Genomic DNA, 23,191 nt, shown 5'->3' with positions numbered 1-23,191 from the left:
GTCAGCCCGATGGCAGTTCCAGCGCGATGGTGCGCCCGCGTTTGACGTAGTTCAGCGCGGCCTCACCAATTGCGGTGACCTGTCCGCCATCCAACGCGCTGCCCACCTCAACCCGCACATAGCGGCCATTGGACAGGCGCACCAACGCACGGCGGGCATTCGGGCGACCATAGACGCCGATCAGGTTCATATCGCGCAGCCCGATCACGTCGTCCTGTGTCGCCGCACGGGCCACACCGCCGGGCACCGGGGCATAGTTCTGTGGCGCGACAGGGGCGGCGGTTTGCACCGGTGCGGCAGCGGCTTGCTGCTGTTGGGCCGCCGCGCGTTCACGCGCAGCAGTAACCACACGGGCAAAGTTCTGCGGGCGCGTTTCCGGACGACGGGATGCCGCGACCGTCCCCTCATCGGGGTCTATCTGCAGCGTATCCTCTTCAGCAGCGATATCGGCGATGATCGACGTGATGTCAGGATTACTGGTGGGCGCTGCGATGGCATCATCCGACCGGGGCTCAGGGCGCAGGGCGGCGACATCAGTTTCCGCATCTGCGGCTTCGGGCTGCACGTCCGTCGCGTCAGCAATGGTGGTCTCAGCGTTCTCTGCGGTGGCGTCTTCAGCCTCTGGCAGACGGGCATCGGCAGGGCGCAGCGGCGGGGTCACCGCTGGACGGCCTGCAATGATCACCACACCGTCTGGCGCAGGGGCCAGCAGTTCCATCCGGGCCAGATCATCCTCGGACAGTTCGGGGCGCAATCGGACATTCAGATCGGGCAGACCCGCCGTGACGATCGCACCATCAGGCGTGGGTGTGCCTTCCGGGGTTGCAAGGATAAAGCCGTTCTCATCAATCGGAAAGCTTACCTCGGCGGGCGGCGGATCGGACGGCGACAGAAAGCTCTGATCGGCCTGTAGATCGTCCAGCGCGGGCAGTTCAGGCTGCGCGATAGAGCGGGGGGCTGCCAGCGTGATCGGACGGATCAGATCATCCAGCGTGGTACTCGGCGGCAATGCGGCATGCCGTGCGGCTCGCTGCCAGACGCCTGTCGCGTTATAAACTTGGTCGGCTTCATCCGGGCTGAGCACACGGCCGCGCAACACCGGCGCACCAAGGCTGGGCTGCGGGGTATCAAAGGCTATGATATCGCCCGCATCCGTTTCAATGTCCGCGATTTGGGTCGGCAGCACATCCGGGGTCTCAACGCCAAGCGCGGGCGGTGCCGCAGCTGCCATAACCGGCGTGATGTTACCAAGTACCGGCGTCGCGCCCAACTCGAAAACCGGTTGTGGCAGTGGCTGTGGGTCCAACGCGGGGACATCAGGGGAAACATCGGACACAGGTTGCGTGCGTGCAACTGTGACCACTTCGGGGGTTACGACAGGGGCCGCAGGTTCCTCGACCACAGCCACCGGTGCATCGCCGGATGACATCTGCGTCCAGGCAAAGACACCCGCCAGCGCAAGACAGGCAGCCAAAGCGCCGCCGATATAAAGCGGCTCGTTGCGGCTGGGCGCTTCTGGGATATTCAAGGCAGAGGGCCGGGACAGATGCGTCGCATTCAGCTGTGGCATCGCCGCCGGGGGCTGCGGCGGGCGGGCCGTTAGCGCAATGGGGGCCAGCACTTTTTGCTTTGGCTGTCCGGTGTGATACTCAGCGATAACAGGGTCCAGCAAGACTGGCGCCATAGGGGCAGGGATTTGCGCAACAACCGGTGCAGTGACTGGTTCCGGCGTCTTCTCAACAACCGGAGCAGCGACAGGTTTTGGCGGTGCCTTCACAGGCGCAGGCGGAATCGTTTCGGGGATCACCCGGTCGAACAAGATCGGTGCGACCGGCGCTGGCACCTTGGGGGATGCGACCACTGGTTCAGACGCAGCAGGTTCCGACACCACCGGCGCGGGTGCAGACGATGGCACGTCCGGTTCCGACTGATATTCAGCCACAACCTCATCGACCCAAAGCGCCGCAGGTGTATCGGTCACATCAGTCTGGGCAGCGGCTTCGACTTCGGGCTCGGCATCTGGTGCAGACGGATCCACATGCGGGGCGAGCAAGGCCGCCAGATCAATATCCGGGACCGGGGGCAGCGCCTCAGCCGGAATGGATGGCTCCGGGGCGACATTTTCCCCGAAAAGCGCCGCCAGATCATCTTCATCGGTTTCGGGCAGCGTGTCGCCGGATGCATCAAAGATCAGCATCCGGGATTTTACCCGTGTGCCCACTTTCATCACCGGCAGCGCATCACGCGCGACATGACCGTCAGGGCCAAGCACCTGCTGCATCATATTAGTCGGGCCGAAGAACACTTCTTTCTGAAAGGTAAATGGCTCGGGGATCGCGACAAAGGACACAGGGTTGAACTTATGCGCGCGGGCAAACGCCTCAGCCTCGAACAAGGTCTCGCGGGCGACAGCGGCCACATGGGTCCGACCGCCGGATTTCTCATAGTCGATGACCAGATCTTTCAGCGCGTAAGGGGTCGCCCCATCCAGGGCGGCATAGATGTCATCCATATCCGTTCGGGTGCTGTCGATGGCCAGATATTTGATCTGATCCATCGGGATGACAATCTTACTACGCAACCCATCCGGCGTCAGCGACAGCGCCTTGGCCTGTAGATCGGCCAGCACAGTGTCCAGCTTTGGGTCCTCAACATCGGCCTTACGGCCAACGGGTTTCCACCCATGTTGAACACGATGGAGGAGTTCAATCCCCTCAAATGATAGAACGAGCGCGAAATTGATAGTCATTGGTTGTTATTAGCACATTGGCGTTGATGACAAAACGCGGTTTGCCTGAGTATGCGGACCCTAGAGCAGAAACCCGCCCAAGCCAAGCGCCGGGCGGGTGCGTTATTGCTTATGCGGTCGCCTTGGCCAGCGCTTGATCCAGATCGGCAATCAGATCGTCCGCATCCTCGATCCCGATGGACAGCCGCACGATGCCCGGCCCCGCGCCTGCGGCCTCTTGCTGCTCTGCGGTCAACTGACGGTGGGTGGTGCTTGCGGAATGGATGATCAGACTGCGCGTATCGCCTAGATTGGCCACATGGCTAAAGATTTCCAGACTGTCGACCAGCTTGACGCAGGCGTCATAGCCGCCTTTGACCGCAACGGTGAACAGGGCGCCTGCACCCTTGGGGCAGATCTTGGACACCAGCTTTTCATAAGGGGACGATTTCAGACCAGCATAGGTCACGTAATCCGTGCGCGGGTCGTCCTCCAGCCATTTGGCGATCTTCATGGCGTTTTCGACATGGCGGTCCATCCGCAGCGACAGGGTCTCGATCCCCATCAGCGTGTAATGGGCAGCCTGCGGGTTCATGGTCATGCCCAGATCGCGCAGACCGATAGCGATACCGTGGAAGGTAAATGCCAGCGGGCCAAAGGTCTCTGCGAATTTCAACCCGTGATAGGCGGGTTCGGGCTGCGACAAGGACGGGAACTTGTCATTCGCAGCCCAGTCGAACTTGCCGCTGTCCACGATGCAGCCGCCGGTCACGGTGCCGTTGCCAGTCAGGTATTTCGTCGTGGAATGCACAACCAATGTCGCGCCATGTTCGATCGGACGGCAAAGGTACGGCGTCGCACTGGTGTTATCCACGATCAGCGGAATGCCCGCATCGTCAGAGATCGCCGCAATCGCATTCAGATCGGTGATATGGCCACCGGGATTGGCGATGGCTTCGCAGAATACAGCGCGGGTATCGTCATCAATGGCAGCCTTCACAGCGTCATGATCGTCGAAATCCACGAATTTAGCGGACCAGCCAAACCGCTTGATCGTTTGACTGAACTGCGTGACCGTACCGCCGTATAACCGGCTGGATGCCACAACATTGCGCCCCGGTGCCATCAGCGGAAACAGCGCCATGATCTGGGCGGCATGACCGGACGCACAGCACACACCTCCGGCACCACCTTCCAGCGTGGCAATACGTTCTTGCAGGGCAGCGACTGTGGGATTGGTCAGGCGGGAATAGATATAGCCGACCTCTTGCAGGTTGAACAAAGCAGCGGCGTGATCCGCATCGCGAAACACATAGGCGGTGGTCTGATAGATCGGAACCTGCCGCGCCCCGGTGGCCGGATCAGGGCGGGCCCCGGCGTGAACTTGCAGCGTATCAAAGCCATAGGTCGGACTGTCGGTCATCTTTCTCTCACTCCCTTTGAAAAAACTCGCCCCAAGGTGTAGGCGGAATTAACGGCCTGCTCAACGGGCCACAGGAAAAAGGATTAAAACATGCCCGTGCCCTTTCATTTCGCTTTTCACGTCACCGATTTGGACGCCGCGCGGGCGTTTTATTCCGGTGCGCTGGGCGCACGCGAGGGGCGGTCGACAGACACTTGGGTCGATTTCGATTTCTTCGGGCACCAGCTCAGCCTGCATCTGGGCGAACCCTTCGCGAATGCAGCGACAGGCAAGGTCGGGGACCACATGGTGCCGATGCCACATTTCGGGGTTGTGCTGCCACTGGATGACTGGAACGCGCTCGCCGCACGGCTGGAAGAGCGACAGACCGATTTCATCCTCGCGCCCTCTGTCCGGTTCAAGGGCGAGGCGGGTGAGCAATGGACCATGTTCTTTCGGGACCCGTCTGGCAACCCGATTGAGGTAAAGGGATTCGCCAAAGACAGCGGCGTGTTCGCAGCGGGGTGAGTATCTCAAATCCTCGCCGAGGATTTGGCCGCAGATTTTCCGCGAAAACCTGTCATCTCTACGATCTGCGATTGTCCGTGCGATACGAAGACGACAGCGAAACCGGGCAGAGCACCGCATTCGGGCTGATTTACGCGCAGCATTTCTGACGGGCAGCGCCACATGGCACCACCCGCCGGGGGGGCTTACAGCGTTTCGATTTTAACTTAAGACATCAAGCATCACAAATTGCGTTCGACCGTTAGGGAGAGGCAGCGCATTATGATCCAAGTATAAATCGAAATACTTTACTTGAACGGAATGGTCAGACCCGCAAACACCGAGGTCGCAGAGACATCATCGTCGATCTTTCCTGCCTCAAATGCATCAGTTCCTTCGTGATCAACAACATTGCGCGTATCCACCGCACTCTGCAAAAGCTTGTAGCTGACGCCAAACTCCATCACTGCACCATCACCCGCCCATTGGGCCGGGATTGCAACGGAGGGAGTCAGCTCAAAGCTGGTCACGTCAATTGTTTCGTCGAAACGCGCGTCGAAACGTGCGTCGGGTTGACCCAATTCGGTTACATTTTCGACGATTTGCATGGTGCGGTCACCGCGATATCGGCCAATCATCGCTTCAAGATTGAGGTCCATGCCATTCTGCAAAGGCACGACATGCCGTGCCCCCAGCTTTAATCCAAGCCCGGTAAACTCTGTGTCGCGGTCAATGAAAAACTCATCGCCACCTTCGAACAGATGCTCCACCTGTAATTCATTGCGGAAGGTCAACACTGAAAGACCGCCCAGCAACGCCGTGCGTCCATTCCCCAGTGTGTATCGCGCCAGCGCGTCGGCTTCGGCAAAGCTGGTCAAGTTCTCCGTATTGACTTGCGCATGGCAATTATCATTCAGACCAAGAAAGGTTGCCGCGTCGCAATCGTCATTTGTGGTGCTGTCATCCCCGGCAAGAACGCCAAACTGCACGCCCAGTTCTAATCCGACCCCGGCATAGAGGTCATCCATGCGATAGCTGGCTGACCCCATGCCCCCCAAACCGTAATCGGCGACGATGTCCTCAAAGCCGTTCAACCTGTCGCGCGAATAGATATAGTCTGACCCAACACCAGAGGCGACGCCGCCTCGTAATCTCAGCTCGTCGGCGTAGGCCGTGTGACTGCAAATCGCTGTAAACAGTGTTACCGCGCTAAAATACGTGAATTTCATGTTCTCTCCGGTTGCCTGCAAATGCTGCGTGTGGCCGACGGCCACCGAACCACGGTGATGGTCCCGCTTTCATTACGCACAGGCACAGGATTTTATTCTGCGCAGCGGCTCATTTGCATTTACAGGGTGTTTTTTGGGCAGAAAGCGGCACCGCTGGTCGGCACCCTAACAAAGAATGCGCACGGCGCCCGCCGCGTTAATCGGGCGATCTAACCGAAAAAGGTCCGATGCTTTTCCGACGATATTCAGACAGGCTTTCGGGGGTGATTTTACGTTGAAAAACCGGCGTTAACCCTTGATTCGGCGCAGTGCGGCTGCGGCGACCGTACGGTGGGGGGCACGCAACGCCCTTAACGCATCCAGAAACCGGCAGATTTGATCTTGTTGCGCAGCGCTTTTTCATGACGCGGCAGGTTGTCACGATCAAACAGCGCCCGCACCTTTTGCCCGCGTTTTTGATAGATCATCCGCTTGAATGGATCATATTGCTTGAGCATTTTCTTGATCCTATTGGGCGCACTCACAGACTCTAACGCGGCGATCTGGGCGTCACTGCCCCGCGCATAGAGCAAGGGCAACATCCTGTAGTGACAGGTAATATTCCCATCCAGACCGGCCAATTCCGGCCCCGGCCGACCGCCGCCAAAGCTGTGAACGACCAAGGGCAGCGCCACCTGATCCAGCCAGGGATCCAGCGGTTGTATCACCAATTCCGGCGGCGGATCATCCCGGATCGACAGGGCGTATTCAGTAAACCGTTCACCAAAAGCCGCAGGATCAGCCCCGTAAAACCAGCCCGCGTTGAAATACAGATACCGTTCCCAATATTCATCAGGCTGGGACAGGTCGAGCGAGCTGTCGAAATCCAGCCCAAACTGATCATAAAGCGATTTCCAGATCGCCGAGTAGCCGGGCCAATACAGCTCTTCCACCGGCCATGTGCCCTCGCGTTTCATTGAAGCGGCAGGGTGGTCAAAATCAAACGGCACCCGCGCCAGATCGCCAGTGATCAGCGTGTCAGTGTCAAAGAAAACAAAGGGTTCGCCAGCGGGCAGGGCTTTGAGCCCTTCGATCTTGTTGCCCTGCGGATAGGACTGGCCAAAATGCTCTGACGCAAAGGGCACCACCTGCGCACCCAGCTCTTCCAATGCGGCGCGCACGTCACCCGCCAGACGGGGATCATGGTCCCAAAGTTTGCCGGGCTGCGGTTCGACAACGTATAATTTGCCCGCGAAATCAGGCGCATTGGCGCGGAGCGAGGCGGCAAAAAGAAGCGCCTCATATTGCAGCCGCCCCGCCTGACCCACGATCATCACGTTGAACGGACGCGGCGTTATCATTTCTTTTGCCATCTGCGCGCTATTACTCCCGGATTTCCGTGTTCCTACACGCTCCACGCAATGCGACGCAACATTGCCTTTGGATAGCACTTAACGGCAAAATACAGCCGCTACGCGGCAACTACATCTGCGCCAAAAAAGTCAGTTCAGGCGTCTGTATCCTGAAAAAAGCTGTGGCGTTGCAGTTTAACGTCTTCGACCAGCACCACGATCCGGGACAGATGGCGTGTCATGGCTGCTTCTGCGTCATCCGCGCTTCTTGCGGTAATCGCCTCGACAATGGCGATATGCTCTCCCAGTGCGAGCTGCTGTGATGACGTGTCCAAAGACAGCATGCGAATACGGTCCATATGCGCTTTGCTTTCCTGGATCATCTCCCAGACAAAGGGCACACCGGCCAAGTTGCAGATATCACTGTGAAAATGGTCGTCCAGTGCGTGAAACCTGTCGCGGTCTTTTGCGGCAATCGCCGCCCGTTGCTCTGTGATGTGGGTCTGCAGCACTTGCACATCTGCATCGCTATAGGTTTCGCAGGCGGTGCGGCAGGTCTTGACCTCCAGCGCAGTGCGAATGAACCGCGCGCGCAGGACCGCATCTTCGGAAATCAGGCTGACGGTGGTGCCGCTTTGCGGGCGAATTTCAAGAAAGCCAAGCTTTGCCAACCGTTTGAACGCCTCGCGCACCGGTTGACGTGACACCCCCATTTTCTTGGCAGTGTCTGTTTCTGAAATCTTGGTCTGGGGGGGCAGCTCAAGCGTCAGGATTCTTTGCTGCAAAACGTCGAACACTTGATCCGCAACAGTGGGCTGCGTGTGCTGCCGAATGATGGGCAAAGACAAGTCGGCAGCCTGTGTCGTCTGGTTCATTGTCTTCAGCTCCAGTTGGGTGCGGCATTGACTTGTTATTGTGACGATTTCTTTTAATGAACGCAACTGGGTTATTAGTTGACATGTCTGATTTTTGGATATTAGGATATTAGTTGAGGAGGCTTCAGCCGGGACAATAACCTGGCGGGGCGCATGGGAGGGTGCATGGCACTATTGGACGACAATCGGTTATTTCCGACAGACCCGGCGGTGCGGGGTTTGGCGCGTGAACTTTATGAAACCGTCAAGGATTTACCGATTATCAGTCCGCACGGTCACACCGACCCGCGCTGGTTTGCGGAAAACGCACCTTTTCCCGATCCCGCGCAGCTTTTTGTCACGCCCGACCACTACGTGTTTCGGATGCTGCATTCGCAGGGGATCCCGCTGGAAGATCTGGGTGTGCCCCGCGCTGATAATGGCGCAACGGAGCAAGACAGCCGCAAGATTTGGCGTTTGTTTGCAAGCAATTACCACCTGTTCCGCGGTACGCCCTCGCGCATCTGGGTAGATCACGCGCTGCAAGAAGTGTTCGGCGTGACGGACAGGTTATCTGCGGCTTCGGCTGACGCAATCTACGACCAGATCGACGCGCAATTGAAAACAGATGATTTTCGCCCCCGCGCGCTGTTCGAACGTTTTAATATAGAGGCAATTTCGACGACCGAAAGCGCGATCGACGATCTGAAATGGCACCAGATGATCCGCGAAAGCGGCTGGGCAGGCAAAGTGGTCACCGCCTATCGCCCGGACGCGGTTGTTGATCCGGAATTCGCAGGTTTCGCCCAGAACGTTGCCCAGATGGGCGAGATGACGGGTGAGGATACGACCACTTGGGCCGGTTACCTTGCGGCCCATCGCAAGCGCCGCGCGTATTTTCAATCCTACGGCGCCACCTCATCTGACCACGGCCACCCAACAGCCCGCACGGAAGATTTGACCCAGTCAGAGGCCGCAGCGCTATTTTCCAAAGCCCTGCAAGGCACTTGCAGCGCAGAAGAGGCGGATTGTTTTCGTGGCCATATGCTGACCGAAATGGCCCGTATGTCCTTGGATGATGGTCTGGTTCTGCAAATCCACCCCGGTGCAATGCGCAACCATTCAGCGCCGGTGGAGACCCGGTTTGGCCGCGACAAAGGCTATGATATTCCAACCCGCACCGACTATGTTACGGCCTTGCATCCGCTTTTGAATGCGGTCGGCACGCGGGCTGATCTCACGATCGTATTGTTTACGTTGGACGAAACATCCTACGCCCGCGAATTGGCCCCATTGGCGGGTGTCTACCCGGCATTGCGCCTTGGTCCGCCGTGGTGGTTCCATGACAGCTATGAAGGCATGATGCGGTTCCGGGAAATGGCGACGGAAACGGCTGGATTTTACAACACCGTCGGCTTCAACGACGACACCCGCGCCTTTTGTTCGATCCCCGCCCGTCATGATGTGGCACGGCGCGTGGATTGCGCGTTCCTCGCGACCCTTGTCGCCACCGGGCGATTGGATCGGGACGAGGCCCCAGAGGTCGCCCATGATCTTACCTACCGTCTTGCCAAAGAGGCGTATCGCTTATGATGACCGCGTTCTCATACCGCGATTGCGCCCCCGGTACTTCTGCCACGCGCTATGTCGATGGAGGCTCCTTTGCCCGCTGACGGTCTGGCACATCGCGCGGACACGCGCCCTGCAACAGGCATCGTCCATCTTGGGTTGGGCGCGTTCTTTCGCGCGTTTGGCTGCGTCTATATTGCCGACGCCATGGCGGCCTCGGGCGGCAATTGGGGGATCATCGGGGTGTCGTTGCGCAGCCCTGACACCCGCGATGCGCTGCGCGCACGCGATTGGTCCTACATCGCAGCCAGCTTTGCGCCTGACGGCAACAAAATGCGCAATATCACCGTGCTGAATGATGTGCTTGTCGCACCAGAAAACCCTGCTGCGGTATTGGCCGCAATGGCGGACCCGGCGGTGAAGATCGTCACATTGACCGTCACCGAAAAGGGCTATTGCCACAACCCGGCGACAGGCGCGCTCAATCTGGATCACCCGGATATTCAGCATGATTTGACCAAAGACCTGCCGGTCTCTGCCCCCGGTTATCTGGTGCGGGCGCTGGCCCTGCGCAAGGCGGCGGGTGTCGCGCCTTTCACGGTGCTGACCTGTGACAACCTTCCTGAAAACGGCAGGTTGGTGCGCGGTCTGGTCTTACAGCTTGCGCAACAGATTGACCCTACCTTGGCGGATTGGATCAGGACCGAAGGGCGGTTCCCCGCGACTATGGTGGACCGGATCACACCGGCCACGACCGACGCCGACATCACATACATTGCAGCGCTCAGTGGCGTGACCGATGCGGCGCCTGTGATGCATGAACCCTTTGCGCAATGGGCGGTTGAGGATGATTTCGTCGGCGGTGCACGCCCAGACCTGGCCGCCGCCGGGGTAGAGCTGGTCAGCGATGTGACGGCCCATGAGCAGATGAAACTGCGCATGCTGAACGGCACCCATTCTGCACTGGCCTATACCGGATATCTGGCGGGGCATGATACGATTGCGGATACAGTGGCAGACCCTGTCTTTGCGGGATATGTCCGCGCGCTCTGGGCTGAAATCATGCCGACCGTCGAAGCCCCCGAAGGGGTCCGTCTGAGTGATTATGCCGACGCCTTGTTTAACCGCTACGCGAACCCTGCGATCCGTCACCGCACATGGCAAATCGCGATGGATGGCAGCCAGAAGTTGCCACAGCGCATCCTTGGCACGCTGCGCGACAACCTAAGCGCTGGGCGCAAGGTTGACGGGCTTTGCGTCGCCGTCGCCGCCTGGATGCGCTATGTGAGCGGCACCGACGAGGCAGGAAAACCCATCGACGTGCGCGATCCTTTGGCGGACCGCCTGCGCGACCTTGCAGCACAACAAAATAACCCTGCCGACATCGTAACGGCGCTTTTGTCGGTCGAGGATATTTTCCCCGCCGATCTGGCCGCACAGTTGAAAACCCCTGTGACCGCAGCGGTCGAAAACCTATGGGCCAATGGCGTGCGTGCAACAGTGCAAGAGGTCACACCATGATTGGCCGGTCCAGGCTGCATCGCGCGGAACGGAGGCCAGACAATGGCTGATCCGTTGATCCTGCATAGCAGCGATACCATTGCGGTTCTGACCCAACGGGTTGCGGCAGGTGCAGACCCGTTGGGTGCTGGTGCTGCATTGACTGCTCCGGTTCCAGCAGGGCACAAGATTGCCCGTGTGGCCATGCCCGCCGGTGCGCCGGTTGTGAAATTTGGTCAGTTCATCGGGCAAGCAACGCAGGACATCGCGGTTGGCGAGCATGTGCATACGCACAATTGTGCCTTCCAAAATCCCAAACAGGATTACGCGATCAGCGCAGATCTGAACGCCGCGCGCGCGGCCATCCAGCCGCAAGAGGCGCTTTCTTTCGCGGGCTACACCCGGTCAGACGGCCGTGTCGGCACCCGCAATTTTATCGCCCTTGTGGCCACGGTGAATTGCTCGGCCACCGTCATTCGCCGCGCAGCGTCAGAGGTCGAATCCAGCGGGTTGCTGGATGGTTATGCAAATGTCGATGGTATCGTCGCGCTGGCGCATGGCACAGGCTGCGGCATGGCCGCCAGCGGGCGGGGTTATGATATCCTCGACCGCGTTCTCTGGGGGCACGCGACGCATCCCAATGTCGGGGCGACGATATTCGTCGGGCTTGGTTGTGAAGTCATGCAAATCGCGCGGATGCAGTCGCATTTCGGCGATGCGGGCACTGACCGTTTTCATGCACTTACCATTCAGGGCACCGGCGGTACGCGGGCGACGATTGACGCGATCAAGGCGCATGTGGCGGCTATCCTGCCACAAGTTAACGCTATCACCCGCACCCCACAGCCGATGTCAGCATTGCGCGTGGCGCTGCAATGCGGTGGGTCTGACGGTTTTTCCAGCATCACGGCCAACCCGGCCTTGGGTATCGCCAGTGATTTGATCGTTGCCCAAGGCGGCACGGCAATCCTGTCCGAAACCCCCGAAATCTATGGGGCAGAGCAATTGCTGCTGCGCCGCGCGTCCAGCGGCGCGGTTGCGGATAAACTGATCGCACAGATCAAATGGTGGGAAGATTACGCCGCGCAAAACGGCGGCTCGATGGATAACAACCCTAGCCCCGGCAACAAGCAGGGTGGCATCACCACGATCCTTGAAAAGTCACTGGGGGCTGCGGCCAAGGGCGGCGCGACGCCGCTCGCGGCAGTCTATGACTATGCAGAGCGGGTGGAGGCCCCCGGCTTGGTTTTCATGGACACGCCCGGCTATGACCCGGTGTCAGCAACCGGCCAGATCGCTGGCGGCGCGCAGATCGTGGTGTTCACCACCGGGCGTGGCTCTGCCTTTGGGTCAAAGCCCGCACCAACGATCAAGCTGGCGACATCCGATCGGCTGTTTGCGCAAATGCCCGACGATATGGATATGAATACCGGCGACATTGTGTCGGGTGGTGTTAGTATTGCGGACAAGGGTCAGCAGATTTTCGATCTGATCCGGGCAACCGCGTCCGGGCAGATCAGCAAATCCGAGGCCTTGGGCCTTGGTGACAACGAATTCGTCCCCTGGCAAATCGGAGCAGTGATGTGACCCGGACACCCGTGAAAATAACCTATATTGGCGGGGGCTCGCTGAATTGGGCGACCAAGCTGATGGCCGATCTGGCCCATGACACGACGCTTGCGGCCCATGTGCGGCTTTACGATATCGACCATTCGGCGGCGGTGCGTAACGCGGTGATTGGGGGTCGTTTTGGTGATGTGTCCAAAGGAACGCCTGCCACATATGATGTCGCCTATTCTTTGGAAGAGGCGTTGGACGGTGCAGAGGTCGTCGTCATTTCGATCCTGCCCGGTGAGTTCGAAGATATGGCGCAGGATATTGATATTCCGGCGCGCTACGGCATCAAACAGGCGGTGGGTGACACGGTCGGCCCCGGCGGGTTTGTGCGCGCCTTGCGGTCCATCCCGATGATGCTGCCGATTGCAGAGGCGATCCGGGACTATGCCCCAAGCGCTTGGGTTTGCAACCTGACCAACCCGATGAGCGTGCTGACGGGCGCCATGTATCGCGCCTTTCCCGGCATCCGGCTTTGGGGCGAATGCCACGAGGTCACAAAGCTGCGCCATCAGGTTGCGTGGATTGCCAATCAAGAAGCGGGTGAGCTGCGCTATGGCCACCGCGACGTAAGGGTCAACGTGCTGGGCATCAACCATTTCACATTCGTGGATGCCATCGGGCTGGACGGGCGGGATATGCTGCCTGCCTACCGTGCCTTTGCTGACCAGCACGGAAATAGCGGCTGGACTGCACGTGAAAGAGATCCCGATGACGAACACGATAATTATTTCATGGATCGCAGTCGCGTAAAATTCGACATGTTTCGCCGGTTCGGCATTCCGGCGGCAGCGGGCGACAGGCATTTGGCCGAATTTGTCCCGCAATCCGAATATCTTGATACGGCAGAGGCCTGGGATTTTACACTGACGCCGGTGTCCTACCGGATCAGGGATCGCGCTGCCAAACGCAAAGCCGCCGCGGCATTGGCGGCAGGGGAAGGCAAACCTGCCGCCAATCGCTCGGACGAGGCATTGGTTGACCAGATCAAAGGGCTGATGGGACTTGGTGATTTTATCAGCAATGTGAACCTGCCGAATCGGGGGCAGATCGAGGGTTTGCCGCTGGGCACGATTGTGGAAACCAACGCATTGTTTTCGTCGCTCGGTGTCACGCCTTTGGTGGCCGGACGCTTGCCTGACAGCTTGCTGGCGATCGTGGCGGATCACGCCGCCCGTCAAACCGCACTGTTGGATGCGGTGATCGGACAGCGTTGGGACGATCTGTTTGATTTATTCCGGACAGACCCGCTTGTCGCGCCACTACCTGATGATACGGCACGCCAGATGTTTAACGAAATGGTGCAAGCCACATCGCGGCATCTGCCCGACGCGCTGTTGCAGGAGGCGTCATAATGGGCGGTGACAACAAATTTTTGGGCATGGCCTATGTGTCGCCTTACATCATCGGTTTGCTCTTGTTCACAGCGTTTCCGTTTCTGGCGTCATTGTATCTGTCGTTTACCGACTACGATCTGTTGTCCACGCCGGAATGGGTTGGCTTGGACAATTACGAACGGCTGTTCACCCGCGACCGCACGTTTTCAAAATCGCTGAATGTGACGCTGCTTTATGTGTTCATGACCGTTCCGCTCAAGCTGTGCTTTGCGCTGCTGGTAGCGGTGATCCTGAACTACAAGCTCAAGGCGATTGGGTTCTTTCGCACGGCTTACTATGTGCCGTCCGTGCTTGGCGGTTCAATCGCGATTGCGGTTTTGTGGCGCTATATCTTTGCCGAAGCCGGGCTGGTGAACATGGGCCTGACGGCTGTCGGGATGGAGCCGGTCAACTGGTTCGGCGATCCGCAAAACGCGCTGTTCACCTTGACCTTGCTGCGCTGCTGGCAGTTCGGATCGGCGATGGTGATCTTTCTTGCGGCGCTGCAATCGGTCGATAAATCGCTGTATGAGGCATCAAGCATCGACGGTGCGGGCAAGTGGCAGCAATTCCGCTACATTACCGTGCCCCTGATCACCCCGGTGATATTTTTCAACCTGATCATGCAGACGGTGCAGGCGTTTCAGGAATTCAACGGACCCTACATCATCACCAATGGTGGCCCGCTGAAATCGACGTATCTGCTGCCGCTCTACATCTACGACAAGGCCTTCAAGAGCTTTGACATGGGCTATGCCTCTGCCATCGCGTGGATCCTTTTCGTCATCATTATGGTGTTGACCCTGATTGCCTTCTGGTCGTCGAAAAAATGGGTCTACTACGCCGGCGACAAGAGGAGCTGAGGCAATGGTTTCAATCTCTGACCTACCGCAGCCCTTGCCAAAAGATGGCCGCACGCCCGCGACCGCGCAAGCACTGAAACTGCAGCGCCAGCACCGGCGCGGTGCGATCATTCGCTATGTCATTCTGACGGCGTTTGGCCTGCTGATGCTGTATCCGCTGATCTGGCTGGTGGGCGCGTCTTTCAAGACGAATGAAGAAATCTTTAGCTCTGCCGCCTTCTGGCCGAAAGAGCCAACAATTCAAGGCTATATCGACGGTTGGCAAACCTCGACGCCTTACACGTTCGGGCGCTTCTTTTTGAACTCGCTCTATATTGTGATCCCCAAGATGCTGGGCACGGCGTTTTCTTCGGTCATCGTGGCTTATGGGTTTGCGCGGTTTGAATTTCCGGGCAAGAAAATCCTGTTCGGCATTCTGATCGCGACGCTTTTGCTGCCGGATGTTGTCACGCGCATTCCGCAATATCTGTTGTTCCGCGAATTGGGGTGGCTGGATACTTACTTGCCCTTATTCGTGCCGCAGTGGTTCGCATTGGAAGCCTTCTTTGTCTTCATGCTGATCCAGTTCATGCGCTCGATCCCCCGCGATATGGAAGAGGCCGCGCGCGTGGACGGGGCCAATACGTTTCAGGTGCTGTGGTATGTTGTGGTGCCGATGCTGATGCCCGCCATCATCTCGGTTTGCCTGTTTCAGTTCATGTGGACGATGAATGACTTCCTCGGGCCGCTGATCTATATCTCTTCGGTCGAAAACTATCCGGTGTCACTGGCGCTCAAGCTGAGCATCGACACGACCGAAGCATTCAACTGGAACCAGATCCTTGCGATGACCGTGCTGGCGCTTGCCCCATCGCTGATCGTGTTCTTTTTGGCGCAAAAATACTTCATCGAAGGCATTTCAACAGGGGGGGTCAAAGGCTGATGGCTGACTTGCAACTTACATCCGTCGAAAAGATTTATGGCGGTGGCTTCAAGGCTGTGCATGGCATTGATCTGCATGTGGAAGACGGCGAATTCATGGTGCTTGTCGGCCCGTCCGGTTGCGCCAAATCCACCACGCTGCGCATGATTGCCGGGCTGGAAACCATCACAGACGGTGAAATTCGCATCGGTGACACCGTCATCAATGATCTGGTGCCGGGCAAGCGCGGCATCGCCATGGTGTTTCAGAACTACGCCCTTTACCCGCATATGAAGGTGCGGCGAAACCTGTCGTTCGGGCTGAAGCTCAAGCGCGAACCGCAGGCCAAAATTGACCGATCTACCGCCGAGGTGTCAGGTATTCTTCAGATTGAAGAATTGCTGGACCGGTTGCCAAAGCAGCTGTCAGGCGGGCAGGCGCAGCGTGTCGCCTTGGGCCGTGCTCTGATCAAATCACCTGAGGTCTTTTTGTTCGACGAACCCCTGTCAAACCTTGATGCAAAACTGCGCGCCTCCATGCGCATTCGCATCACTGATCTGCACAAGCGGCTACGTGACGAAGGGCGCCCAGCGACCGTCATTTACGTGACCCATGATCAGGTCGAGGCGATGACCATGGGCGACCGGATTTGCGTGATGAAAGATGGGCACATCATGCAGGTGGCTGATCCGGTCACGCTGTACGAACGGCCTGCAAATGCTTTTGTCGCGGGGTTCATCGGGATGCCGGAAATGAACCTTGCCCCTGCGGTGCTGTCCTTTAACGGTGCGCCGCAAATCACCATGGCCGGGCAGACGATTACGATATCTGACGGTCTGGCAGAGCGGCTGCAAATGCGCGAAGGGCCGGTGACCTTTGGTGTTCGGCCGCAAAACGTGGATATCGTCCCTGCGGGCACGGCAGATGCGCTGAACGGGGTTGTGCAAAATATCGAATTCATGGGCCATGAGGTGAACCTGCATATCGACATCGGTGATGCGCGGTTCATTGCGGTAATTACCAACGACAAATTTGATGCATCCATCACGCGCGGGGCCGAAGTAGCTATGCGTCCGCATGGCGCGCGCGTTCATCTTTTCGACCAGGAAAGCGGCGTGAATATCTCGCTCGCCGACCAACATAAACCGACGTCATAGGGAGGAACACATGACACATTTCAAGACAATGCTTGCGGGTGCACTGGCGACGACTGCGCTGGCGGGCACCGCGTCTGCCGAAGAACTACGGATGAGCTGGTGGGGCGGCGACAGCCGTCACGAGGCGACCCAAGCGGCGCTGCAGGTTTGCGGCGAAGCGCTTGGCCACACCATCAAGCCTGAATTCACGGGCTGGTCCGGCCACTTTGAAAAAGTCGCAACACAGCTGGCCGGTGGTACCGAAGCCGACATCATGCAGATCAACTGGCCATGGTTGCCGATCTTTTCGGAAAACGGCGATGGTTTTGCTGATTTGCGCGAATTTTCGGACACGATTGATCTGTCTCAGTGGACTGAGGAAGAGCTTGAGGCATCGTCACGCAATGGCGCGCTGAACGGTTTACCAGCCTCTGTGGCGGGCAGGATTTTCTTTTTCAACAAAACGACCTTTGACAAAGCGGGCCTTCCGATCCCTGCGACCTTCGAGGACCTGATGGCGGCCGGTCCGATATTCGCTGAAAAGCTGGGCGATGATTACTACCCGCTTGAAGGGATTGGGCTGGATGCGTCCTTGCTGGTTCAACTGGTGACGACCCAAAAGACAGGCAAGTCTTTCATCAATCCTGAGACGAACGAAGTTCAGTGGTCCGCCGAGGAACTGCAAGCGGGCATCGAGATGTATCAGGCGATGGTCGATAACCACGTGATCAAAAGCTGGCCAGCCCATGCCGCCGCGGGCAATATCGCACTGCATGAAAATGCGGCCTGGACCTCTGGTCAGATTGCGGGTGCTTATCAGTGGGATTCCACGCTGTTCAAAATTTCTGACCCGCTGTCCGACGGGCAGGAACTGATACCTGCAGGCCTGTTGCGCCTTGAAGACGCGCAAAACGATGGGGTCTATCGCAAACCATCCATGGTCTTTTCGATCTCGGCCAATTCACCCAACCAGCAGGCCGCAGCAGAAGTGCTGAACTGCCTGTTGACGGAACCCGCTGGTATCGAAGCGATGGGTTCGGCCCGCGGTGTGCCATCGTCGGATGTGGCGGCAGCGCAGCTTGTGGACAATGGCGGCATCCAGCAAATTCAGGTGGATGCGCAGAACATGGTGATGCAGGCGAGTGCGCCTGCGATCAGCCCGTTCAACGAAGATCCTGATGTGCGCGCAGGTATCGAAGATACGCTTGAGCTCTTCGCCTATGGCGAGCTGGACAGCGCTGAAGCCTCAGAAGAAATCCTGATGCTTGTGAACGAAGCGCTCGAAGACAAGTGATACATTACGGGCGCCGGTTTGGTCCGGCGACCGTTTCCTGACGCCTGAAGAAAGCCCCGATCCGTGCTCAGCGCCCTTGCTATTACGCCCTATACAGTGACGATTATGATCCGCGCTGACACTGAACGTTATCATCTGACTGCCCCGGTTCCTTGGCGGTTAGTGGGCGCGGATATTTCAGGTGTGTCAAACATTGTGCCGGTGTTTATCGAAGGGCTGACGCCTGACACAACTTATGTTTTCACGGCCGATGACGCGACGGTCAGTTTCAAAACGCTACCTTGTGCAGGTCTGATCGACGCCGCCGACTACGGTGTTTCAGAGACAGAACCGGATAACGCGTCCGCTTTCGCAGTAGCGATTGCGGCGGTCCCCAAAGGTGGCACATTGCGGGTGCCCAAAGGGCAATTTTCCAGCCGACCCATTTTTCTTAAATCTGATATGACGTTCTGGTTACCCGCCGGGGCGACGATTGCAGCCGTTGCCGACAGGACCGATTGGCCGATCCTGCCAGAACATGACGACACCGATCGCGTGATCGGAACGTGGGAGGGCCTGCCCGCCGCCAGTTTTGCATCACCGGTGACAGCGATTGGATGCAACAACCTTGCGATCACAGGGCGGGGCAGGCTGGATGGCGGCGGGGATCGTGGCGATTGGTGGGCATGGCCCAAAGAAACCCGGCAAGGCGCACGCCGCCCGCGCACGCTGTTTCTGGCCCATTGCACTGATACGCTATTGTCCGGAATCACTGTCTGCAATTCACCATCATGGACGGTGCATCCGTTCCGCTGCGAAGGTCTGACCGCCGCCGCGCTGCGGATCGAAAACCCGGCCGATAGCCCCAATACTGATGGGTTCGACCCTGAAAGCTGCATCAATATACAAATGCGCGGGCTGCATATCAGCGTCGGTGACGATTGCATTGCTGTGAAAGCAGGCAAACGTGGCACCGGCGACGACACCCGCATCAACCACGTCGCCCCCACGCGCCATCTGACCATCGCCAATTGCCTGATGGAGGACGGCCATGGGGCGGTTGTCATGGGGTCGGAAATGAGCGGTGACATCACCGATGTTGAGATCGCTCGCTGCGAATTCAAGGGGACAGACCGGGGGCTGCGGATCAAGACCAGGCGTGGCCGGGGCGGGCAGGTGGCGCGCATTTCCATCCATGACGTTGTGATGGATGGTGTCGGCACAGCCTTGGCCGTGAACGCTTTTTATTTTTGCGATGCTGATGGGAAATCCGATGCTGTTCAATCGCGCAACCCTGCCCCGGTGGATGACACCACACCGCTGATCACCGATATCACCGTGGATCAGATTCATTTGCGCGGTGTGCGCCACGCCGCCGGTGCTTTTCTTGGGCTGCCAGAGGCACCGTTACGCGGTCTGCGGCTGTCAAAAGTGACCGTGGATTATGACGCGGACGCCGATGATGGTGAAACACTAATGGCGTGCCATTTACCCCGCGCCCGCCACGCGGGTCTGTTGCATCGCTATGCGCAGATTGAAACAGATGCCGCGCTGACGGCGATGCTAGAGGATTTGATGGATGTTAGCTGACTATCTCGACGACTACGCGCGCGGATATGAACCCTATAAGGGCGGGCGCTGGTGCTACGAGGATGGTTGCCTCTACCGTGCGCTAGAATTGTGGTATGTAGAAACGGGCGAGGCACGGTGGCTCGACCATATCCACCGCCTCGCGGATCCGCAGATTGGCAAGGATGGCGGCCTCAAAGGCTATGAATTGTCAGACTATAATATCGACAATATTCTTTCCGGGCGTACGCTGATGTATCTGCACGGGCTGACCGGAGAGGCGCATTATCTGAAAGCTGCCGACCTGCTTGCACGGCAATTGGCGACGCAGCCGCGCACCAAAAGCGGTGTTTATTGGCATAAGCTTCGCTATCCATGGCAAATCTGGCTGGACGGCCTGTACATGGGGCAGCCGTTTCAAATCGCCCATGCGCAGGCCCATGGCAATGCAGATGCGGTGGCCGATAGTCTTGCGCAGCTTGGCACTGCGCTTGATACGCTGTTTGACCCTGCAAGCGGTCTTTATTGGCATGCCTATGACGAAGCGCGTGAACAGCCTTGGTCTGATCCGGTCACTGGCTTTAACAAGGCCTTTTGGGCGCGGGCCATCGGCTGGCTTGCCATGGCCTTGGTTGACGTTGCCGATCTGGTGGGCGCGGAGTTTGACCCTCTACGGGATCGCACAACCGCTTTGCTGGAAAAGATCATTACCTTGCGCACAGCGGGCGGCCTCTGGCTGCAGGTCATTGACCAGCCCGATCTGGATGGCAATTACGAGGAAAGCTCTGCCTCTGCCATGTTCAGCTATGCGCTGTTGCGCGGCGCGCGGCTGGGTCTTGTTGCGGCGCCGGACGATTTGGCTGACGTATTGATACAAAAAACAATCAAGCCAAAGCCCGGCGGGGGGCATGAGATGGTCGAGATTTGCGAAGTTGCGGGCTTGGGCTGGTATGAAAACCGGTTCCGCGATGGCAGCGCCGCATATTATCTGACCGAAGCACGCGTGGCGGATGACATCAAAGGTGTCGCACCGCTTTTGATGGCGGCAGCGATTATGCCGCGCTGATGCGGCCTCAGTTGACCGCTGATCAGGCGGCAGCGTTCAGCTGGTCAGAGGTCCTGCGCTATGTGGGCCCTGCCGGTGCTGACAGGGTCGATCCTTGGGTGCCTTCGCGGATTAATGTGGATGAACTGGTTCCAGATTATATCGTCGGGCAGGGCGGTACCTGCACGACGGTGCAAGAGGCGATCAACCGCGCGATCACTGACCGAAAGGTCGGCCGCGTGGTTATCGGTGTCGCGCCCGGGCTGCACATGGGGCTGATTTACGTCCCGCATGCGGCGTTTCAAATGACGTTGATGGGCCTTGGAAAGCGCCCCGCCGATGTGCGCTTGGTTGAGAGTATCGATGCGGAAATGCCGGGCAGTGAATACGTCGCCCGCTTTGCTGCGCATTTTCAGGATAGTCCCAATGAGGTGCTGAAAATCTATCAGCGGATCAGCAAGTTAACCCCAATCAGTACCGCCAATGCGTCGGTCCTTCGGGTGGAAAACGACGGCTTTCAGCTTGCGAATTTGACGGTGCGCAATGCGTATTACTGCGACCGCGCGCAAAGCGGGTCGTCTGAGAAGAACGCGGCGGGGCAGTATCGTAAAGGGCAACATCAGGCGGTGGCACTTCTGGTCGCCGGTGCAGACCGGGTGTTTGTGCAAGATGTCATCCTGAAAAGCTTTCAAGACACATTGTATCTGCAATCGCCTAGCAAAGGCGAAACCGTTCGATCCTGTTTCAACGGGTGTGAGATCGAAGGTGATGTCGATTTCATTTTCGGCCAGTCGACAGCATGGTTTGAAGGATGCACGATCCGGTCGCTCGGCGGTCGTGCGCCGCAAACATGGGCGACGGCACCCAGCACGGACATTCGAACGCGATTTGGTTTTGTGTTTGAAGATTGCGATTTCACCCACAGTGGATCGACCGACACAGATTTTTTCCTCGGTCGGCAGTGGTTCGAAGGGGTGCGCGCCACGCCGTTCGGTACGCCTGATATCGACAATTACAGCGTGGTCATCGGGGCTGTATCATCCTTTGATCTGCCACATGGCACGATTAGCACCGCCACGCTCAATGCGGTCGGTAAATGCGTTATCATGCGCTCGCGTATCGGTGGGCATATCGACGCAAGCGCGCCGTGGGATGCCTGGGGTGGCAACACCTGGAACCCGCGTCACCGCCCCGTTCTTTATCGCGCTGCGGATATGCTGGATCCGCTTCGGTGCTGGCTGCGCGACCAAGGCCAAAGCTATGCCGACATCGCACCCGACATGCAGTTTCTGGCCGAGTTTGAAAATGTGAGCTGCTGTCCAACCGATGGGTAGGATTTCGATTTAAAGTGTATTTCACTATTACAGTCGCGAATTGCCCCGGATGTGGGGCGTTCGTTTTACTAGTTAGCGCTTCAACTGCGCGCGAAAGGCTGATGGCGAAGATACTGACATGATCCGCCTTGGCCAAAATGATAAAGTGCTGAACGGCTATGTCGGGATCTCACAGCGTCTCAGGTACAAGTATTCACGGCTTGCCTTAAAGCGCTTCCATTCTGCGCCGGATCCTATCCGGCCTCGCGACAGTAATTCCAGCATTCTTGAGAGGGTGTAGAGACCACAGATTTCGCTGAGGACTTCGGGCAGTTCCGTAAGTGATCGCGCTCCAAAACGCCTCAGGTGAGTTCTGCGTTTTGTGAACATCATCTCTATGGGGGCGAACAGCTAGGGCAAGGGAAAAGATTAAAGTTATGAAAAGAACATTTCGAGATGGCATTTTACACTTGTGACTAAGGGCATCAACTCATAGAAGCGTCGGTGGAGACGTGGCCGAGTGGTCGAAGGCGCTCCCCTGCTAAGGGAGTAGGCCCGGAAGGGTCTCGAGGGTTCGAATCCCTTCGTCTCCGCCACACACCATATATAATCAATTGTTTTTAAACATAAATTCGCGATCTCGCGGTTTCTGTTCCCCCTTTTGTTCCCCATCTTGGAATCCGTGCTTTTGGTAGGTTTCCGCGTCTGGCGGGGCCGTGGTGGCTTGATCGGGCCGCTCTGTGATTCACCTCATGACAAAACCGACAATACTGACAAAACCCTGATTTGGGGGAGTAATGTCAGTTTTGTCGGTTTTGTCGCCGGGGGGCTGGTGCGGGTCTAGCGGCCTGTTGCCTGGTGGATCGCGGGGTTGACGGCGAACATGCGCGAGGGTCGTCCGCCCTGTTGTCCGATGGTCGGCGCGATGGGCTGGATCACGTCGCCATCTTCCAGCAAGGTCAGCGCGGGATTGAGCTGGGC

The 23,191-nt window shown here is 58.0% G+C and carries 17 protein-coding genes and 1 tRNA gene; 13 read left to right on the top strand and 5 right to left on the bottom strand.

Annotated features, from left to right (window positions below; translation table 11 throughout):
* Window position 1: 1 nt before the first annotated feature.
* Entirely contained in the window at window positions 2–2,749 is a 2,748-nt protein-coding gene (locus ACJ5NV_RS18225) for a hypothetical protein (protein WP_411646036.1), read from the bottom strand.
* A gap of 109 nt (window positions 2,750–2,858) precedes the next feature.
* Window positions 2,859–4,151: an O-acetylhomoserine aminocarboxypropyltransferase/cysteine synthase family protein gene (locus ACJ5NV_RS18220; protein ID WP_411646035.1), complete on the bottom strand. Its 1,293-nt coding sequence runs from the start codon at window positions 4,149–4,151 to the stop codon at window positions 2,859–2,861.
* Between the two features lie 90 nt (window positions 4,152–4,241).
* On the opposite strand from ACJ5NV_RS18220, the gene ACJ5NV_RS18215 reads away from it, so the two are divergent.
* Window positions 4,242–4,658 carry a VOC family protein gene (locus ACJ5NV_RS18215; RefSeq protein ID WP_411646033.1) on the top strand — a complete coding sequence of 139 codons (417 nt, stop codon included), beginning with the start codon at window positions 4,242–4,244 and terminating at the stop codon, window positions 4,656–4,658.
* A 287-nt stretch (window positions 4,659–4,945) separates the two neighbouring features.
* Here ACJ5NV_RS18215 and ACJ5NV_RS18210 read toward each other — a convergent pair whose 3' ends face one another.
* The 3 genes from ACJ5NV_RS18210 to ACJ5NV_RS18200 form a co-directional block, all read right to left on the bottom strand.
* Window positions 4,946–5,866 carry a hypothetical protein gene (locus ACJ5NV_RS18210; protein ID WP_411646032.1) on the bottom strand — a complete coding sequence of 307 codons (921 nt, stop codon included), beginning with the start codon at window positions 5,864–5,866 and terminating at the stop codon, window positions 4,946–4,948.
* A 350-nt stretch (window positions 5,867–6,216) separates the two neighbouring features.
* Complete coding sequence (locus ACJ5NV_RS18205; protein WP_411646030.1) at window positions 6,217–7,206, bottom strand: hypothetical protein; 990 nt, start codon at window positions 7,204–7,206, stop codon at window positions 6,217–6,219.
* A gap of 146 nt (window positions 7,207–7,352) precedes the next feature.
* Window positions 7,353–8,072: a GntR family transcriptional regulator gene (locus ACJ5NV_RS18200; RefSeq protein WP_411646028.1), complete on the bottom strand. Its 720-nt coding sequence runs from the start codon at window positions 8,070–8,072 to the stop codon at window positions 7,353–7,355.
* A 165-nt stretch (window positions 8,073–8,237) separates the two neighbouring features.
* Here ACJ5NV_RS18200 and uxaC point away from each other — a divergent pair, with 165 nt between their 5' ends.
* The 12 genes from uxaC (at window position 8,238) to ACJ5NV_RS18140 (ending at window position 22,806) form a co-directional block, all read left to right on the top strand.
* The gene (gene uxaC / locus ACJ5NV_RS18195; protein ID WP_411646026.1) at window positions 8,238–9,644 is read left to right on the top strand and encodes a glucuronate isomerase; all 1,407 of its coding nucleotides are present in this window, start codon (window positions 8,238–8,240) and stop codon (window positions 9,642–9,644) included.
* Between the two features lie 51 nt (window positions 9,645–9,695).
* Window positions 9,696–11,141 (top strand): mannitol dehydrogenase family protein, encoded by a 1,446-nt coding sequence (locus ACJ5NV_RS18190; protein WP_459167132.1) that lies wholly within the window; start codon window positions 9,696–9,698, stop codon window positions 11,139–11,141.
* A gap of 42 nt (window positions 11,142–11,183) precedes the next feature.
* Window positions 11,184–12,707 (top strand): UxaA family hydrolase, encoded by a 1,524-nt coding sequence (locus tag ACJ5NV_RS18185; protein WP_411646023.1) that lies wholly within the window; start codon window positions 11,184–11,186, stop codon window positions 12,705–12,707.
* Window positions 12,704–14,089, top strand: coding sequence for a family 4 glycosyl hydrolase (locus tag ACJ5NV_RS18180; RefSeq protein WP_411646021.1), 1,386 nt, complete (start codon window positions 12,704–12,706; stop codon window positions 14,087–14,089). The genes ACJ5NV_RS18185 and ACJ5NV_RS18180 overlap by 4 nt, the downstream gene beginning before the upstream one ends.
* Complete coding sequence (locus tag ACJ5NV_RS18175; protein ID WP_411646020.1) at window positions 14,089–14,973, top strand: carbohydrate ABC transporter permease; 885 nt, start codon at window positions 14,089–14,091, stop codon at window positions 14,971–14,973. The genes ACJ5NV_RS18180 and ACJ5NV_RS18175 overlap by 1 nt, the downstream gene beginning before the upstream one ends.
* Before the next feature lie 4 nt (window positions 14,974–14,977).
* On the top strand, window positions 14,978–15,895 hold the full coding sequence (locus ACJ5NV_RS18170) for a carbohydrate ABC transporter permease (RefSeq protein WP_459167131.1): 918 nt from the start codon (window positions 14,978–14,980) through the stop codon (window positions 15,893–15,895).
* Window positions 15,895–17,031, top strand: a complete 1,137-nt coding sequence (locus ACJ5NV_RS18165) for an ABC transporter ATP-binding protein (RefSeq protein ID WP_411646018.1) — start codon at window positions 15,895–15,897, stop codon at window positions 17,029–17,031. Before ACJ5NV_RS18170 ends, ACJ5NV_RS18165 begins: the two co-directional genes overlap by 1 nt.
* Before the next feature lie 10 nt (window positions 17,032–17,041).
* Window positions 17,042–18,304, top strand: a complete 1,263-nt coding sequence (locus tag ACJ5NV_RS18160; protein WP_411646016.1) for an ABC transporter substrate-binding protein — start codon at window positions 17,042–17,044, stop codon at window positions 18,302–18,304.
* A 63-nt stretch (window positions 18,305–18,367) separates the two neighbouring features.
* A complete protein-coding gene (gene pglA, locus ACJ5NV_RS18155) occupies window positions 18,368–19,873 on the top strand; it encodes a polygalacturonase PglA (RefSeq protein WP_459167130.1) in 1,506 nt (501 codons plus the stop codon).
* Entirely contained in the window at window positions 19,863–20,918 is a 1,056-nt protein-coding gene (locus ACJ5NV_RS18150; RefSeq protein ID WP_411646013.1) for a glycoside hydrolase family 88/105 protein, read from the top strand. Before pglA ends, ACJ5NV_RS18150 begins: the two co-directional genes overlap by 11 nt.
* Window positions 20,918–22,231 carry a pectinesterase family protein gene (locus ACJ5NV_RS18145; RefSeq protein ID WP_411646011.1) on the top strand — a complete coding sequence of 438 codons (1,314 nt, stop codon included), beginning with the start codon at window positions 20,918–20,920 and terminating at the stop codon, window positions 22,229–22,231. The genes ACJ5NV_RS18150 and ACJ5NV_RS18145 overlap by 1 nt, the downstream gene beginning before the upstream one ends.
* Before the next feature lie 485 nt (window positions 22,232–22,716).
* Window positions 22,717–22,806, top strand: a tRNA-Ser gene (locus ACJ5NV_RS18140).
* Window positions 22,807–23,191: the final 385 nt, after the last annotated feature.

The organism is Loktanella agnita, from assembly GCF_046640325.1.
Classification (GTDB): Bacteria; Pseudomonadota; Alphaproteobacteria; order Rhodobacterales; family Rhodobacteraceae; genus Yoonia; species Yoonia agnita.
This window is presented reverse-complemented; position numbering and strand designations above follow the sequence as displayed.

Bases quoted from the DNA above. Each gene is read 5' to 3' on its own strand.
- ACJ5NV_RS18175 (WP_411646020.1), top strand. From the start codon at position 14,089: ATGGGCGGTGACAACAAATTTTTGGGCATGGCCTATGTGTCGCCTTAC.
- ACJ5NV_RS18165 (WP_411646018.1), top strand. From the start codon at position 15,895: ATGGCTGACTTGCAACTTACATCCGTCGAAAAGATTTATGGCGGTGGC.
- ACJ5NV_RS18210 (WP_411646032.1), bottom strand. From the start codon at position 5,866: ATGAAATTCACGTATTTTAGCGCGGTAACACTGTTTACAGCGATTTGC.
- ACJ5NV_RS18205 (WP_411646030.1), bottom strand. From the start codon at position 7,206: ATGATAACGCCGCGTCCGTTCAACGTGATGATCGTGGGTCAGGCGGGG.
- ACJ5NV_RS18150 (WP_411646013.1), top strand. From the start codon at position 19,863: ATGTTAGCTGACTATCTCGACGACTACGCGCGCGGATATGAACCCTAT.
- ACJ5NV_RS18145 (WP_411646011.1), top strand. From the start codon at position 20,918: ATGCGGCCTCAGTTGACCGCTGATCAGGCGGCAGCGTTCAGCTGGTCA.
- uxaC (WP_411646026.1), top strand. From the start codon at position 8,238: ATGGCACTATTGGACGACAATCGGTTATTTCCGACAGACCCGGCGGTG.
- ACJ5NV_RS18170 (WP_459167131.1), top strand. From the start codon at position 14,978: ATGGTTTCAATCTCTGACCTACCGCAGCCCTTGCCAAAAGATGGCCGC.
- ACJ5NV_RS18215 (WP_411646033.1), top strand. From the start codon at position 4,242: ATGCCCGTGCCCTTTCATTTCGCTTTTCACGTCACCGATTTGGACGCC.
- ACJ5NV_RS18220 (WP_411646035.1), bottom strand. From the start codon at position 4,151: ATGACCGACAGTCCGACCTATGGCTTTGATACGCTGCAAGTTCACGCC.
- ACJ5NV_RS18160 (WP_411646016.1), top strand. From the start codon at position 17,042: ATGACACATTTCAAGACAATGCTTGCGGGTGCACTGGCGACGACTGCG.
- ACJ5NV_RS18225 (WP_411646036.1), bottom strand. From the start codon at position 2,749: ATGACTATCAATTTCGCGCTCGTTCTATCATTTGAGGGGATTGAACTC.
- ACJ5NV_RS18190 (WP_459167132.1), top strand. From the start codon at position 9,696: ATGTCGATGGAGGCTCCTTTGCCCGCTGACGGTCTGGCACATCGCGCG.
- ACJ5NV_RS18200 (WP_411646028.1), bottom strand. From the start codon at position 8,072: ATGAACCAGACGACACAGGCTGCCGACTTGTCTTTGCCCATCATTCGG.
- ACJ5NV_RS18185 (WP_411646023.1), top strand. From the start codon at position 11,184: ATGGCTGATCCGTTGATCCTGCATAGCAGCGATACCATTGCGGTTCTG.